General features: G+C 51.2%; 10 protein-coding genes. 2 read left to right on the plus strand and 8 right to left on the minus strand.

Translation table 11 applies throughout. From position 1 onward, the window contains the following. Positions 1-5: 5 nt before the first annotated feature. The 8 genes from KK083_RS24845 to KK083_RS24880 form a co-directional block, all read right to left on the minus strand. Entirely contained in the window at positions 6-1,481 is a 1,476-nt protein-coding gene (locus KK083_RS24845) for a TolC family protein (RefSeq protein WP_254168516.1), read from the minus strand. Positions 1,482-1,722: 241 nt separating this feature from the next. Continuing rightward, positions 1,723-5,058 (minus strand): golvesin C-terminal-like domain-containing protein, encoded by a 3,336-nt coding sequence (locus KK083_RS24850; protein ID WP_254168517.1) that lies wholly within the window; start codon positions 5,056-5,058, stop codon positions 1,723-1,725. Beyond that, entirely contained in the window at positions 5,055-5,945 is an 891-nt protein-coding gene (locus KK083_RS24855) for an ABC transporter ATP-binding protein (RefSeq protein WP_254168518.1), read from the minus strand. Before KK083_RS24855 ends, KK083_RS24850 begins: the two co-directional genes overlap by 4 nt. A gap of 103 nt (positions 5,946-6,048) precedes the next feature. Next, a complete protein-coding gene (locus KK083_RS24860) occupies positions 6,049-6,732 on the minus strand; it encodes a DUF4097 family beta strand repeat-containing protein (protein WP_254168519.1) in 684 nt (227 codons plus the stop codon). After that, a complete protein-coding gene (locus tag KK083_RS24865) occupies positions 6,729-7,094 on the minus strand; it encodes a GntR family transcriptional regulator (protein WP_254168520.1) in 366 nt (121 codons plus the stop codon). Before KK083_RS24865 ends, KK083_RS24860 begins: the two co-directional genes overlap by 4 nt. A 1-nt stretch (position 7,095) precedes the next feature. Next, positions 7,096-7,887: a hypothetical protein gene (locus tag KK083_RS24870; protein WP_254168521.1), complete on the minus strand. Its 792-nt coding sequence runs from the start codon at positions 7,885-7,887 to the stop codon at positions 7,096-7,098. Further along, on the minus strand, positions 7,877-8,710 hold the full coding sequence (locus KK083_RS24875; RefSeq protein WP_254168522.1) for an ABC transporter ATP-binding protein: 834 nt from the start codon (positions 8,708-8,710) through the stop codon (positions 7,877-7,879). The genes KK083_RS24870 and KK083_RS24875 overlap by 11 nt, the downstream gene beginning before the upstream one ends. 346 nt (positions 8,711-9,056) lie before the next feature. After that, positions 9,057-12,053: a DUF2225 domain-containing protein gene (locus KK083_RS24880; RefSeq protein WP_254168523.1), complete on the minus strand. Its 2,997-nt coding sequence runs from the start codon at positions 12,051-12,053 to the stop codon at positions 9,057-9,059. A 193-nt stretch (positions 12,054-12,246) separates the two neighbouring features. Between KK083_RS24880 and KK083_RS24885 the strand changes: the two genes are divergently transcribed. Then, the gene (locus tag KK083_RS24885) at positions 12,247-15,825 is read left to right on the plus strand and encodes a choice-of-anchor tandem repeat GloVer-containing protein (RefSeq protein ID WP_254168524.1); all 3,579 of its coding nucleotides are present in this window, start codon (positions 12,247-12,249) and stop codon (positions 15,823-15,825) included. After that, a complete protein-coding gene (locus KK083_RS24890; protein WP_254168525.1) occupies positions 15,822-16,256 on the plus strand; it encodes a hypothetical protein in 435 nt (144 codons plus the stop codon). Before KK083_RS24885 ends, KK083_RS24890 begins: the two co-directional genes overlap by 4 nt. Positions 16,257-16,577: the final 321 nt, after the last annotated feature.

Consider the following 16,577-nt stretch of genomic DNA (forward strand, 5'->3'; position numbering starts at 1 on the left):
AATGATTAATGGGTTGGAGCGATCACAGGCTGTTGCGTTTCGAAATCGTACAGGGAAGTGATCTTCAGGTTCAGGAGCTCGATCTTATAATTGATCAGGGCATCGGCATAAGTGCTTTTTTTCTCGGAGAGCTGGCTTTGAAACCGGTTGAGGTCAATGCTCGTGAGATCGCCATTCCTATACCGTTCCAGGTTGATGTCATAGGTCAGCGTAGCGTTTTTGACATTCTGCTCGGCTATCGTTATCTGGTTTTCCAGGTTCTGCAGGTTTCTGTAGATCTTCCGGATGTTGATCATGATGTCGTTCTTCTCCACTTCGAGGTCAACATTTTTGATCTCCCGTGAGGCGTTGGCAGCATCCATGCGCGCCCTGTTTTCACCCCAGTCGAAGATGGGAATGTTGAAGGAAACCGCGATCCTCGGATTCACGGCAGGTACCTCGTACACATTGTGCGCCCGTTCATTATCACCGAATACACCCAACGACAGGGCCACCGCGCCTTTGAACTCATTCAGCGCCTTGGTGCGGATCAATTCAAACTGCGACCGTTCGATGTCGATGGCGCGTTGCCTCAATTCCATTCTGTGCTCCAGCGCGTGAACCAAAGCCTGGTTGAGGTCCACTTCGCGGGTGATAAAATTGATATCCACCTCCACGGCAATTTGTTCCGTGAGGTCCATGCCCAGTAAAAGTTTGAAATCATCAGCAGCGTTGTCAAGCAATACCTGGTTGTTTTCCAGGGTGGATTTTGACGTGGCCAGGTTGAGCTCGGCCTGGTAAAGCTCTTCCTGCGCCAGCAGGTCTGCCGCTACTTTGTTTTGCGTGATCTCGTAGCTGATCTTTTGATTTTCATACTCATCCTTCGAGATCTGAAGGTTGTTTTGTCGTTGGTAAAAAGTGTAGAACGACCTGGTAACACTTTGCTCGAGACTGAGCATTTGCAGCGAGTTGCTGATGGTGGCGTTCTCGAGGTTCAGCTCCAGCTCCTTCAGTTGTATCTTCGTTCTGTTGTAGGTAAAGATCGGCTGGTCGATCTGAAGGTACAGGTTGTTGCTATAGGTCTTCGTCCTCACGTCCTGGAATTCCGAATAGTTATCGCGGTAGCCGAATCGGTTGATCAATGAGATGGTACCATCGGTAGCCACAATCGGTTGGATGACGGAAAGATTGGCAAACGAGTTATAATCTTTATTGGTGTTCCAGGTCGAGAACAGGTCGTTGAAGCTGCGCTGCCGGTTGTAATCGAACGGCGTCACCGCCAACGCGAACCTCGATTTCAACGCCGCCCGTTGCGCATCCAGGCTGCGCTGATTCCCGTAAAGGTTCAGCTTCGATTTTTTGATGCTGCGACTGCTCGTCTGCGCGATCTCTATCGATTCACTCAGCGTAAGCGTACGTTGCGCCCTCGCATCATTCCACGTCAGCAGGCACAGCGCCATCAGCACCAGCGCCGACGCAGGCCTCACACATTTTACTTTCATTGTTTGCCTAAAACTCATAGGGGTCGATCTTTAAATTGGTTGCCGGTTACCAGTTGCCGGTTAGCCGGTTGAAAAAATCACTATAAAATATCACGCTTCGTGTAATTACTTGCCCTTGTTGGTGTTCTTCACCAACAAGCCCTCACCAACAACCCTCAACTTCTTAACTCGTAGCTCGTAACTTTAAACTTTAAACTTTAAACTTTAAACTTCCCCGTACCTCGTACCTCTAACCTCGTACCTACTGCTTCACCCACTTCACCGCATCCGCATACACCGTCCTCAGGTCACAGGCATCCGTTAACGAAACACTTCCGCCCGTTTTGTTGAAATAATACGATCCAAGGTAGTTCCAGCCAGGCTCTGCGTTGGTGATATTGAACTTGATGTGATCGGTACCATCCCCGTTGCGGACGATATAGTCGTAATTGAATTGCTTTCCTTCACCATCGCGTCCCACGTGCTCGTTTTGATTTTTTCCCTTCATGTACACGTAAATGTCATAGAAGCCTTCTTCGGCGAATGCCGGTGTCCAGGTGGCGATCTTTTCACCATCTCCTGACCGGGTGAAATGTGCCGAGCGTATCACGCTGCCGTAAAAGTCAGAGCCCGTTGTTGCGAGCCATCTTGAATACGAGCTGTCCCAGTTTCCATAATACTTTTGCGCAGAATCTTTCTGGCGATCGAGGTAAGCCTTGAGCATCGTTGGCTTGATGGGACTGAAGGAGCTGAAGCCCTTATCCTCATTGTCGACGATCACTTCGTATTGATTCGAAACTGTTTCTTTTTCAACCACACGTTCCCCATCGAACAACAATCCCCCATCGCGCCTGGATAATGTTCCCATCGACAGGTTGATGACCGATGGTATATTCCGCGAGATGATGGTATTCACCGTGAGGTCATTCGGTTTTTCGTCCAGCACAAACCCGAACAGCCTGGTTTCTCCCTGTTTGATCACGGACAGTCTGCCGGGTGCTTCTTCCGGGGCCTCTTCATTGGGCCTTGAATTAAAGTTGTTATCATCGTCAGAGCGCTTCTTGCGGTTGAATTTAACTTCGAGCACGCCGTCGCTGTCGCCGGAGTTTTTCGCTTTTAAGAGTACCTGGTAGCGCTTCCGGTCTCCATCCATGACCTCGTATTTCTGGACGTCGAGAATTTCGAAGGCGGGCTGTGCAGTTTCGGAATATACCTTGCGGATGATCGGATCGATGTCGGTGTTGAACCTGGAAAGCATCGCTTTTCTGAAATCTTCATAGCTGCTCAGCTGATGCTGGTGGCTGTTCACCCAGTCGTACAGGAACGATTTGAAATTGTTTTCTCCAATGATCTGCCCGAGGTAGGAGAAGAGATACTTGCTTTTAAGTGTTACCGATTTGTTGATCTTGCTGAACTCGGCTTCCGTCAGGATCTTCGTCATCGAGGCCGTGCGCATAAGATCATTGCATTCTTCTGTGAACGAGATCCCGTTCACTTCGCGGGAGTAGTCATTCTGCACCTGCTTGTCGTTCCGCAGGTAAGTTGCAATGCTCCGGTTCAGCAATGCCCAGTCTTCGCTCACGATGCCCGAGTTGAAATCGTAATAGTTCGGAAACAGTGAATAATCGGCGTTGTCGAAATCATTGCTTTCATACACCCATCTTTCCCCGGTCTGTTTGGTAAATATTTTCCGGATCAGGTCATTGAATACATTCGCTTGCTTCTGTTTATCGGTCAGCACCTGGTTGGCCCTGGCGGCCTGACGACTCATGTCCTTCATTTGTCGCCTGAAGTCGAACTGTCTCATGTCGCCACCTTCTTCCGGCCAGAAAACAGTTTCCGGCTGCACCAGCGCCTGGTGGCTTTCATAGATCTTGTTATACGCGGCAAAATGAATGGGCACCTCCACAAACTGCAGTCTTTTGAAAGGATACGACAGCTTTTGCGCATCTTCATATTCATTGGCAACATCGGTGATCAGGTGGCTGAGGGTGTCGCCAAGCAGGTCGAGCTGCCGCAGAAAGAAATCGTTCTCCGGGTAATGATATACCGAATAGACCACGCTGTCTACCGTTATTTCTTTTTTATCATAGTTGCCGATGACGAGTGAAATGTGCGGCAGCGGGTACTCCGGTTTGAATTTATACACGTTATCACGCATAACAACTTCGCCCTGCGAAACCGGCACTTTGCCCGCAGGTGCTTTTACGCTTAGCTCAAACGTTATAAAAGACCGCCTTTCCTTCGCCGCTGACTTCCGGTTATAACCAACCCCGGTATCCGGATACCAGTGCACATCTTTTGTAAGCAACACATAGTCGTCTTCGAGGAAAGCGTATTTCTTCAGCAGCGCGAACATCAGTTGATCATTGGTGCTCTCATATCTTTTCTGGTCAACCTCCAGGTGCGCGGCTGACTCCACCACCTTACCATGATAGTGTATGCGGACTCTCAGTTCTTCACCGGAACCAATGCTGATTCCCTTATTCAGAGAGAGTATTTGCAAGTCCCGGTTCACTTCCGTGGATCTGCCGTTCACCGCCACACTATCCACAGTCAAACCCGGATTCAGTGTAAAGTAGATCGTATCCAGCAGTGCGCCTGTGTTATTTTTCGCAACAAGTTCAGAGGTTCCCGCGATCTCCTGGCCGGCCCATTCCAGGGCGATGGCATGCGAGACGATGTCGATGTTGGGCACCTCCGCCCATCTGCCATTGGTATCGATCATCTCCTGACGGAAGGCAATGGGTTCCTGCCGCATATCCCAAAGCCTGACCATGATAAAGGAGGAGAGCAGAAGCAATAGACACCCAGTGATCAGCGTAGCACGATGCACCGACTTGTGACTGGATAGCCGATCGAGCATAAAAGCCGTGAGGAAAAGAAATCCAATGCCGGTGACAAAGTAGAACGTGCGTTGCCATAGCGCGAACCCGATGTCAACAAACCCCGTCATCTCCGAGGCCAGCATCGAAAGCCTGAACGCCGTGAAATCAAGAATGTTCGAGAACTTATCGAAGTAATAGATCACCTGAACACCCGCGATGCCGATGAGCAACACGATGGTGATGGGTTGATTCCGGATCACCGTCACCAGCAGAAACGCGATTCCCGTTGTAAACACAATGGTTGGAACGCTGGTCAGCAAGGGATAGACGATGAACGCCATCGGGTTAACCGTGGCAACAGGACTGGTAAGCCCAACGATCAGCGGAACACAAAGCAGCACGAGGTTCAGCAGGAAGAAAAGTTTGAACAGCGCCAGTGCTTTTCCAAGCACGTAATCGAGGTTGGTGATCGGTCTCACGAAGAAGACCTCGTTCGTGTCCAGCTTTTTATCTTTTTTGATCAGCCCGGTTGCCAGAAAGATCACGGCAGCCGCCTGTGGTATGCTGATCAGCAGCAGGCTCGCATAGGGCAGGATCCAGCCATTGGAAAGCCCGCGCCAGTCCGCGTTGTCGAGCTCCGAAAAAACAGCCAGGTTGAAAATGGTGACGAAGCCGATCCCCAACAGCGCGATGATGCGGAAAAACCAGTTCCTCCAAAGTACTTTTCCCTCGTACGATGAAATGGTCAATATCGTGCTTACCGATATCATACGAGTGACACCCCTAATTCATTTTCCATAAAGTATACATAAGCGTGCTCCAGGTTCGGATTGGCAACCTTTGCTGCGGGATGCGGCTGGCCGTTGGCAATGAGCTGTACTTCCCATTTTCCATGGGCCGGGATCGTTGAAACCACGGGATACTTTGCTTTTAAAACGTTGAATTCCTCATCCTCCAGCATGATCTGCCACACATGGCCGCGTACCTGCTCGATCATTCCTTCCGGAGAACCTTTGAAAGCTACCTCACCTTTGTTGAGCATAGCCATGTTGTGACAGGTGCTGCTGATGTCGCCCACAATGTGTGTGGAGAGTATGATGGTCACGTCCTTCTGGCTCAGGTCTGAGAGAATGTTCCTGAAGCGGATGCGTTCTTCGGGGTCAAGGCCTGTGGTAGGCTCGTCGATCACTAACAACCTCGGTTCACCGATCAGTGCCTGTGCAATGCCAAGCCTTCGTTTCATACCGCCGGAAAGTTTGTTCGCCATACGTTCACGCACCTCCAGCAATCCCACCTGGTGCAGCAGCTTGTCCACACGGGCCAGCCGCTCTTTTCTTTTCAGCGAGGTGGAGAGCTGCGCGGCATAATCCAGGAACTCCCACGTTTTCAGCTTCGAAAAGAATGTGAAGTCCTGGGGAAGATATCCCACCATTTTCCGGATCTCATGCCGGTGTGTATTGATGTCCATGCCATCCATGAGCACTGTGCCGGAAGTGGCCTGTTGCACCGTTACCAGTATGCGCATGAAGCTCGATTTTCCCGCGCCGTTGGGGCCGAGAAGTCCGAACATGCCGCTGCCTATCTGAAGGTCGATGTTCTTGATGGCTGCATGACCATTGGGGTAGATCTTTGAAAGTCCACGGATCTCGATGTTCATCGCGCTTCAGGTTGAGGGTGATATAACGGGTTAGGGGCTGACATCGCAGGGTGCCTGTTATGAAGAGGTTTTTTGAGAGGTTTTGTTACAACGTATGCCGTATTTATTGATACATGAACAAATGGCTGTTCTTGTCTTTCTTTACCTGAATTTCCTGGAGCTCGCTCAGCTGTAAGCGCGAGTTGTTTTCTATCGTGCCTTGCACCAGCCCGACAGGAGCCAGGACGTGCAGTCTGGACCCGTCAATCCTGGCAGACAACGTATCCAGGGGTGTTTTTGAAATGCTCAGGGTAGATCCGTTTGAAAGATCCGTTTGAATGTTGGATATTTTATTGTCCTCCATCCATATTCGCCCCGAGTTTTGTGAAAGCTGCAGAGACTCTTGCTGCAACCCTTCAATAGTGCCAGAAGTAGATTTTACGGTAATTCCTTTTAAACCGGTTCTAGGCACGAATACCGAGATCCCTACAGTGCCACTAATGTCTGATTGAAAGCCCGACAGTGTAAGGGTATCGCCGGAGATCCCATATTTCAATTTGTTCAGCAATGCGCCGGAGAAGCTTCGCACTTCCAGCCGGGGCTGATCAGATCCGATAACCTTTACCTCTTTATTGCAGTCACTTAAAACCAGATAAGTGATGCCTGAGATGTCTGCCGTCTCTGCGATGCTGTTCTTGTCGTCCATAATATTGGGAATTCCCGTCAGCCTCAGCTCGGCAAATACCGCCGTGAGATAAAGGAAGATGAATCCGAAAAAACCAAGAAGTATTTTGTTGCTGAGCTTCATATTGTTCCGTTCGATGTTTCCAAATGTTTTTTCAACTCCTCGGCGCTGATGCCGAGCAACGCAGCCTGCCTGAGAAATTCAGGGAGGACTTTATCAAAGAACTCCTGCCGTTTGTCTTTGAGAATGATCTTTTTTGCTTCCGGATTCACGAAGTATCCGATGCCCCGTTGATTTTCGATGATGTTCATAGACTGAAGTTCACTATAGGTCCGCATAACTGTATTTGGATTTACGCCCATGGCCGCAGCCAGCTCCCGCACCGAAGGTATTTTTCCTCCGGCGGGAAATTCACCACTCACCACTTTTTCAGTGATCGTATCTGCGATCTGCAGAAAAATGCTCTTGCCTTCCTGGAATTGCATATTATACCTCCCGCTCTTTTAACTTCCGGAATGCCACGAAGAGCATGACCACAGTGCCTGTAAAGAACGCAATGGTCACGGCCCTTAGGGCACTTTTTTCTCCTGATGGGGCCAGCAACATGGTGTCTTCCGGCGGATTGTATCGGCCCACGCCCAGGTGTTCCAGAACGATGTAACTATAGCCCACAAAGAACATCACCACCATGGCCACGGCGAAGAGAGATTTTACCAGGGGCTGTTTGGTGAACATCGCCGATCCCGTGAAAGCGAGCGAAAGCGCAAGCAATACCCCGCCCGTGATGAATGAGTAGATCAGGAACATGTGCTCAACGGGCCTTTCACCAAGCTTGACGAGGTACTGCACGCCGATGGGTTCGAAGGCCTCGCCCGTGAATATGGTAAAGAAGTATCCCTGCAATTGAAAGACGACCCAATACAACAGGGGCAGGGCCACGAGCACCAGCCCGATCCGGATGACAAGCTCAAACAGAAATTTCTCCAATGCCGAGGCAGGCATCATCAGGAAACCGATCGTGCTTTCTTTCGACCGGAATGCGGGAAAGGAGTGACCCACATACAGAATACCGAACACCGTGACGAAACCTACCAGGAATCCCTGGAAACTGTCCAACTCATGAGGCCGGAGATTGTTACCCATCTGCGCAATGGACAACACGATGAAGATCACGCCGATGTAAGCGCCTGTCGACAACCACAGGAATTGTGCGTTGTGAATGAAGTGTTGCTTGAACAGCAATAGAAATCGCTTCCTGCTGAATATATTATTTGACATATTCTCTCATTTTTTCGGTACCATTAGAAATCGCATTGAACAACAATTCAATGTCAACAGAAGAGCTTCCCCCTGTCTGTGGCCTGATCACTTTGTAACCACCCGGTACCATCTCGTGGTACAGAACGTTTTCACCCTCGGGTGAAGTGGCCGTGGCAAACTGAAGGTTCGAAGAGATCTCAAAGAGACTCTTCTGCATGATGAACTTCCCTTTCTCCAGCATCAACACCCGGTCGATCAGGTTCTCCACATCCCTTACCTGGTGGGTTGATATGATCACCAGCTGGTCTTCATCGAGCGAGCCCGCCATCACCTTCCTGAAAATGGACTTAGAAGGTATATCCAGACCGTTGGTTGGCTCATCCAGCACCAGGAGCCGGCATTTCGTTGATAAAGCAAAGGAGATGAGGAATTTCTTTTTCTGCCCGTACGACAGCTGGTTCAGGCGTTTGTTGTCAGGCAGCTCGAAGTCGGTGATCAGGCGTTGCAGCAGCTCCTCGTCAAAACGGGGATAGAATCCGGAGTTTGCTTTTACGTAGTTCCCGATGGAGATGCCGGGGTGATGAAACTCTTCCGGCAGGAAATAGACCTCCTGAAGCAGCGAAGGGTGGCGGTCCCAGGGTTGCTCACCGATAATGCGCACCGAGCCCTCTGTTGGCTGCAGCAATCCGATCATAAGTTTCAGCAGGGTAGTCTTGCCCGCACCGTTCTTACCCAACAGTCCCACAATGCTGCCCGACGGCAGTTCACACTGCAGATCCTGGAACAGCGGCTGCTGTTTTTTGGAATAACTAAACTTTAAGTCCTTGATAGTAACCATCATAACTGATTTACTGTATTACTTAACTAATACAGTACAATACTGATGAATAGTTTTCAATTTTCCAAACCGGGTGTGACTAACCGGCCAATTTTTTTTCATAACTGATCAAAATGTTGTGAAAGGGCAGGCGGGAAGCTGGCGGATGTAAATCTTTGCGTCCTCTCGTGCTGGCGCAAGTGTTGTGTGTAGGGTTGTGGGAGGCTCACTTGTGCCCTCTCTGGCGCGGAAAGTTTCTTCCGGCGCCTTTTTCTTTCTGGTTTCGTAGCCCAGGTCTTTCCAGGGGAACTTAGTTCCCCGGCTGGCGGAGTAGGCGGGGTGCACTTTGCGTGAACCTGCATTCCGAGTTTCAAAGAAACTCCACCGGCTTCTTTCCAAACCTCGCCAAAAACTGCTGTGAAAAATACGCGCTGTTATCAAACCCAACCTGTGCCGCAAGCGCCGAAACCTTTGTCACTTTTTTATTCATCAGCAGCTTGAACGCGATCTTCAGCCTGATCTCCTTGATGAGTTGTGCGGGTGTCATGCCCGTGAGCGATCCCGTTGTGCGATACAGTTGCCGTTCACTGAGCGCGAGGTGTTCGGCAAGATCGGGCACACCCAACGATGCATCCGCTGCCCGGCTTTCTACCAGTTGCTCGACCTTTTTAATAAAGATGTCATTCGTAGACGGTGATGGCGGCAGCTCTCCGGGCTCCACGGGTTTTTCCTGCCACTGTTTCCGGATCAATTGATTCGTCAGCAGGTTGTGGATCCGGATCTTCAATTCCAGCGCATTGAATGGTTTTACAATATAATCGTCCACACCGAGGCGAAGCCCGTGAAGCAGGTCTTCTTCCGAAGCCCGGGCGGTGAGCATCACCACCGGAATGCCCCTAAGGTGGGCATCACTTTTCAGCTGATGTAAAAACTCATAACCATCCATTTCAGGCATCATCACATCCGAAAGGATCAGGTCGGGCGTGTTTGTCTTCAGCCATTGCAGTGCCTCCCGGCCGTTCACCGTTTCGTGTATCGTTACCGCATTGCCGAGGATCTCTTTCAAATAGTAACGCATCTCCGCATTATCTTCCACCAAAAGTATCGCCGGCATCTTTTCGTAGTTACCGGGAAATAGTTGTATCGCTTCCGCGGATATATCTTCGTCTTCTTTTTCCTGGAGAGAGACCGCTTCCTGGGTCGTGGGTAGTGATACGGTGAAAACAGATCCTTCGTTCAATTGGCTGCGCACAGCAACATCGCCTCCATGCAACAACGTGAGCTCTTTCACGAGCGAAAGTCCGATGCCCAGGCCCTGGCCATTTTTCGTTTCCGTGGCGCTGCTTTGATAGAAGCGGTCAAAAACATAAGGCTGTTCACTTTCAGGGATGCCGATGCCGGAGTCGCTCACTTCAATGATCACCCGTTCCGTCGAAGCAGAGAACCTGCCTTCCACTTTGATCCATCCGCCTTCGTGGTTGAATTTAATGGCATTGTAGATCAGGTTATTGATGATCTTTTCAAACTTATCCTCATCCAGCGGAAGCTGCAGATCTTTTAACGCCGAAACCTGTACCTCCAGCCGGATATTCTTTTTCACCAGCAACGATTCAAACGAATAGATGATCCTGTTAAGGAGTGGGAGCAGGGTGACCTGCTTCTTGTTGATCACGGCCTGATCCGTACCCGGTTTCGCGAGATCCAGTACTTCGTTCACCAGCGTTTGTAATCGACGGCTGTTGGCTACAGCAATATCCAGGTGGTCGCGTGACTTTCCCTCCGGCGACCCTTGCTGCATCATCTCAAGCATGCCGTTGACGAGTGTTACGGGTGTTCGGAGCTCATGCGATACGTTGGCAAAGAATCTCGACTTCATGTCAGCGGCATCTTTCAGCTGCTGTGCCTGCTGTGTAATGAGAAGATTGGCCTGTTCGATCTTGGATTTTTGCTGGGATAGTTGGGTGTTTTTTGCTTTGGTGCGATAATATCCCGAAGCCGTCACCGCAGCGAGCAGCACGAAAAAAACGAGCGATGTACCCAGGGCGATGCGTGTGGTTCTCTCGGCCGACGATTGAATTTTCCGGATCTCATTTTCCCGGGCCAGCGCATTGTTCTCATCTTCCTTGTGCGCAAGCTCATATTCCTTTTCCAGCAACCCAAGTTTGATGCGCCGGTCGCGGCCCCGGAGGCTGTCCTGCATTTGTAAATAATTTCCCTGGTATTCGAACGCTTTCTTATACTGACCTGTCTTGCCATAGATCCTGGCGAGATCGAAGGTGGCCTGCTGGATGATTTCGGCGTCGCCCTGTTGCCTGGCACGGGTCAAGGCCAGCAGCTCTGTTTTCTCCGCTTCCTGGTAGCGCCCCAGATCGTACAACGCCTCGCCCATGTGCCGGTAGCCCAGGCTGATCCCATAGTTGTCGTCATTGCGCTTGAATCCCTCCATCGCAGTACGGAATCTTTCTAGGGCTTCGGTGGCACGTCCTGAATGCATCAGCGAGTTTCCGATGTTAAGGTGCAGGGGATTGCTGGGAAGCAGGTTATTCTCTTTTCGCAAATTTTCTGCTTCGGCAAAACAGGCAAGCGCTTCTTTGGGCCGGTTGTCGTGGTCATAAACAATGCCCAGGTTGGTAAGCACCATGGTGATCTGTCTGGCATTTTTCATCTCCCGGAATATTGTCAGCGCCTCCTTGTAATATTGTTCCGCCCGCACGTTGTCACCATCATCTTCATAGAGTACGCCGGCGTTGTTGAGAATTCCCGCTTTTTGCGCAGGGTTGTCGAACTTGTCCAGCAGCCGGAGCGCGCGCAGGTAACTTTCCAGGGCCTTTACGGTGTTCCCTATATTATTGTAGGTCACGCCCACGCGCTTGAGGGCAATGATCATGTCGAGAGAGTCAACGGAATTATCGAGCACGGCAAGGTCGTAATACAGACAACTGTCACCATGCTGCAGGCTGTAGTAGTGATCGCCCAGCTCGCTATAAACCGCCCGCCGGTATTTCGAAGGAGGCGATAAGGTCTTCATGGCGCTTTTTGCCTTGAGCAGGTAGGCGTATCGCTGGTCCTTTTTGCGTTTCGCGTGCAGCGCCTTCGCGTAATTGAGGTACACCCTCACCAGTGCCGTGTCATGTTCGGGTAAAGGGCAAAGTGCTGCCGCATCTTCTATCAACAGGGCAGACGAATCAGCATCGATGTCTATATAATGGCCAGCCAGCGATCCCAGCGTAGTGGCTTTCAGGTAATCGCTGGTCTTCTCTTTTAAGCGGAGCTTCAGGCTATCGACCTGGTGCCGGGTGGAAGGGGAGACCTGTGCCCGGGCACCGATGCTCAGGGCGACGAAGAGGGTGACAACAACAAATTTCATAAAGCGCTTCATGGGGTGACAAGCAACCACGCCCTGATTTCTTCGCATAAACGCTCGTTACCGTTGCTTTTGGCAGGCCAGTGCTATCGGATGGCAGGTTTCTGACAGGCTTTCTGCGGAGGTTTGCGACGTAACTATGCTTAACTAAGGTATGGTTAGGGCTTGAACGAATATCCGATATAATCTCATGACAATGAAAAAAACAGTTCGTTTTCTGTTGCTGACCGTCGCAGCAGCTACTTTATCCATTCATGCACTGGCCCAGGGTGTGCTCTGGGGCATGACCTACGAAGGCGGGTCCGAATACGGGATGGGCGGCGGTGGTGTCATCTTCAAAACCAACGCAGATGCCTCCTCTTATATGTCAGTGCAAAAAGTATTTCAGTTCGACTACCCGGGAGATCGCCCCAAGTCGATGGTAATGGCACCCAATGGCAAGTTCTATGGCGTTACCAATTATGGTGGCAGATACCTGTCAGGCGTTTTATTTGAGTACGATCCCGCTACTGGGGCATACTTTGCCGTGCATCACTTTCAGCAGTCCACCGGTTATTTGCCAAACGAAGGCATCATGGTGGCCAGCAACGGCAAATTATATGGCACCACGCCATACGGTGGTTCTGACGGTCGTGGCGTGATCTATGAATTCGATCCCGCCGCAGGAACATATCATGTGATGTTCACATTCCTGTCGTCATTCGGAAACCAGCCGCGATCAGGGCTTATCGAGGCATCCAACGGAAAATTTTATGGCACAGCACCCTGGGGAGGTTCCGGTATCTATGGTGTGATCTACGAATTCAACCTCGCCAGCAGAACCGCTATTATAAAGCATAATTTCACCACGGCCACCGGGTCAGCTCCCGCGGGTCCCGTGATGCAGGCAAGCAATGGAAAGTTGTATGGCATGACCCCGGAAGGCGGCGCAAACGATCTTGGTGTGTTGTATGAATATGATCTGCTAACGTCAACCTATACAAAGCATGCGGACCTGACAGAGGCTTCGGGCAGAAATCCTTATGGCGGCCTGACCGAGTCGACCAGCAACGGTAAATTGTACGGTCTGACCCAATGGGGCGGGGCTAACGGTGAAGGAGCCATCCTCCAGTTCGATCCGGCAACGGGTGTTTTTCAATCGGTGGTGGCGCTTGGCCTTACGCTGGGAGGCAGGCCCGTGTACGGCTTTACAGAGGCACCCAATGGAAAATTGTATTGTGTCACAAATATCAGGTTACTGGAGCTCAATCCTGCTACTGTAAGCGTGACACAGCGACACGAATTCCCTTCGGAAGGGACCAACAGCGGTGGCACCCTGACAAAGGCATACAATGGTAAGTTATACGGCATAAGTCCCGTCGGAATTTCGGGGCCGCGCGGAACCATATTTTCATTCGACTACACCACCAACACATTCGAAACAAAGATCGATTTTAACAAGGCTACGAACGGGGCGTATCCGCTTGGAAATCTTGTGAAGGCAGGCAATGGAAAATTATACGGCACGGTGTCGAGAGGAGGCCCGAACAACCTCGGCTTTATTTTCGAGCTCGATCCTGCAACGGGCGCAGTCACGAAAAAGATCGACTTCACCGGAACGAATGGCGCCACACCTTCCGGAGGTATGTCGCTCGCCAACAACGGAAAATTGTATGGCATGACCACCAATGGCGGGAGCCAGGGACTGGGCGTTCTCTTCGAGTACGATCCTGCCTCCAATACGTACACGAAGAAAAAAGACTTTACCTCTCCCAATGGACAAAATCCCACAGGCGACCTCACACTGGCATCGAATGGGAAATTTTACGGATTGCTTCCCACCAATTTTGAAGTTCCTTCCGGCTACCTGTTCGAATACGATCCTGCTACTGACGCATTTCAGTCAAAGATCTCTTTTAATTCAGCTGTTGATGGAAGGATGCCGGACGGCACGCTCACGCAAGCGGGTAATGGAAAACTTTATGGCACCACCGCCGCAGGAGGCACCAATCAGAGCGGAGTGCTTTTTGAATATGATCCGGTCACGAATACTTACACCAAAAAAATCGATTTTTCCAGCAGTGCCGATCTGTCCGAGTCATCCATTGGCACGCGTCCTGTCGGGAAGCTTGCGCTTGCTGCCGACGGGAAGTTATATGGCATGACCATGTTTGGCGGTTACATGGTTAATTTCAACAACACTACCGGGACGATTTTTGCTTTCGATCCGGCAACAGGTGCCCTTACCCGCAAGCACCGGTTTGGTTGTGCCTCGGGCGCATGTTACGCCGACGGATTCAACCCGCGTGGCAGCCTCGTGCTTGCGCCGGATAACAAACTGTATGGCATGACCTCTTCGGGAGGACAGTCGTCACTGTATGGCGTAGCCTTTCAATTCGATCCGGCCACGTCAGTATATACGAAGAAATTCGATTTCACGCAGGCGAATGGAGCAAGTCCGAGGTCGAACGCTTTTGTTTTCCTTGCGGGGATGAAGGAGCAGTCCATCACCTTTGAGGCACCGGCAGCCAAAACGCTCAGCGACGCAACATTCAACCTCTCCGCTACCGCATCCTCCGGTTTGCCAGTGACGTTGGTAAGCGCAGACCCTGCTGTGGCAACCATCTCCGGAAACACAGTGACCCTCAAAGGCGCTGGCAGCACGGTCATCACGGCTTCTCAGCCTGGCAACAGCGAATATAGCCCTGCGGTGAGTGTAGAGCATACGTTGGAGGTTTCGAAATCCACGCAGACCATCTCGTTTACGTTGGAGGGTTCCAAATCCTTCGGCGATGCGCCCTTCGCATTGCAGGCAACTTCCAGCGCGGGATTGCCGGTAAGCTACACGAGCACCAACACCGAGGTGGCAACTGTCAGTGGCAACACCGTGACCGTTGTAAGCCCCGGAACAACGACCATTAAAGCGAATCAGGCTGGTAACGATATTTTTGCTGCAGCAGCGGAAGTGTCGAAGACATTCACGGTGGCGAAAGGCGTGCAGACCATTACTTTTGATCAATCCCTGGCTAAAAAATTCACCGAAGTATCGTTGACCCTCACGGCAACCGCATCCTCCGGCTTGCCCGTTACTTATCAGAGTGCCAACCCGGCCATCGCCACCATCAGCGGAAATGTCGTCACCTTTGTTGCCAAGGGCCAGGTAACCATCACGGCATCACAACCTGGTAATACTAGCTATGAGGCTGCCGCGAACGTTTCCCGTGCCCTTGTTATAGAGAATTCGCCACCGGTTGCTGTGAAGTCCATTCCGCAGCAAGAAGCCATGCAACTGATGCCCTTCACGTTCACGTTCGACGCAGGCGTATTCAACGATGCTGACAACGACGCCCTCACCTATACAGCCCTGCAGGAAAGCGGGCAACCCTTGCCTGCATGGCTGACCCTCAATGCAGGGACCCGCACCTTCAGTGGAACTCCTGGTATGGCGGATCGTTCCATCGATATTCAGCTGAAGGCATCCGATGCGTTCAACGGCTCGGCTATGGTTCGTTTTAAGATCGCCATTGCTGTTATCACATCAGTTGAAACAACACCCGAACAGGAGCTCCGGGTTTATCCCAATCCTGTTCAGCACACGCTGGTGATCCAACATAATGTATCCGGCGAAACACTCCGGCATGTTGTGATCCGCTCGGCAGTAGGCGGTAGTGTGTATGAAAACGGTTCTCCGGGAGAAAGCACTGAAGTGGATACCAGCCAATGGAAACCCGGGTTCTACCTGGTGGAAGTAAGAACCGGTAAAACTGTACATCAAACAAAAATTATCAAGCTATGAGGAAGAACTTATTGATCGCTGTCACATTCACCAGCCTGCTACTGTTGCAAGCCGCTTGTGACAAGGAGAATGAATCCGCGCAACAAAGCATCAGCAAAAAACTCACCGGTGCCTCCTGGACGCCGGTAGAAGTAAAGCGTGATGGTGTGAACATCACGACCGAATACACCTCCATGCGCCTGACGATCGGAGCCAATACCTATTCCACAACCAACGGAGGACTGGCCTGGGCCTCCAGTGGAACCTGGGCATTCCCGGACAGTTCCACTACCACCACCATCCTCCGCGACAATGCCGTGCTGATAAACCTGGTGCTCAGCAGCGACGCCAAAACGCTCGACATGGACTTTGTCATCGCAGAACGGCAATACACCACCGGCAGAATGACGGGCCTTGAAGGCGTGTATCATTTCAGGTTTACCCGGCCTTGACTGGCGCTAGCGTTGTGTGCGCGTCAGCGCTGTTGGTAACGGCTGGCGCAAGTGTTGTGCGTAAGGCAGTGCGGTGGCCCCTATGGCTGGCGCAAGTGTTGTGTGTAGGGCTGTGGGAGGCTCACTTGTGCCCCGAAATAAGTGAGTCTTCAGACTAAGGCCCACTGCGCCGCCTTTGCGTGACTACCTGGCGCGGAAGTTTCTTCCGGCGCCTTTTAAAACCTGGTTCGTAGCAAAGTCTTTCCAGGGAACTTAGTTCCCCTGAACGGGTGCAGTTCAGATTGCCTCCGGTGATCTAATACCTTTTGCCTTTTAAAAAAC

The sequence above is a fragment of the Chryseosolibacter histidinae genome, assembly GCF_018598225.1.
GTDB lineage: Bacteria > Bacteroidota > Bacteroidia > Cytophagales > Cyclobacteriaceae > Chryseosolibacter > Chryseosolibacter histidini.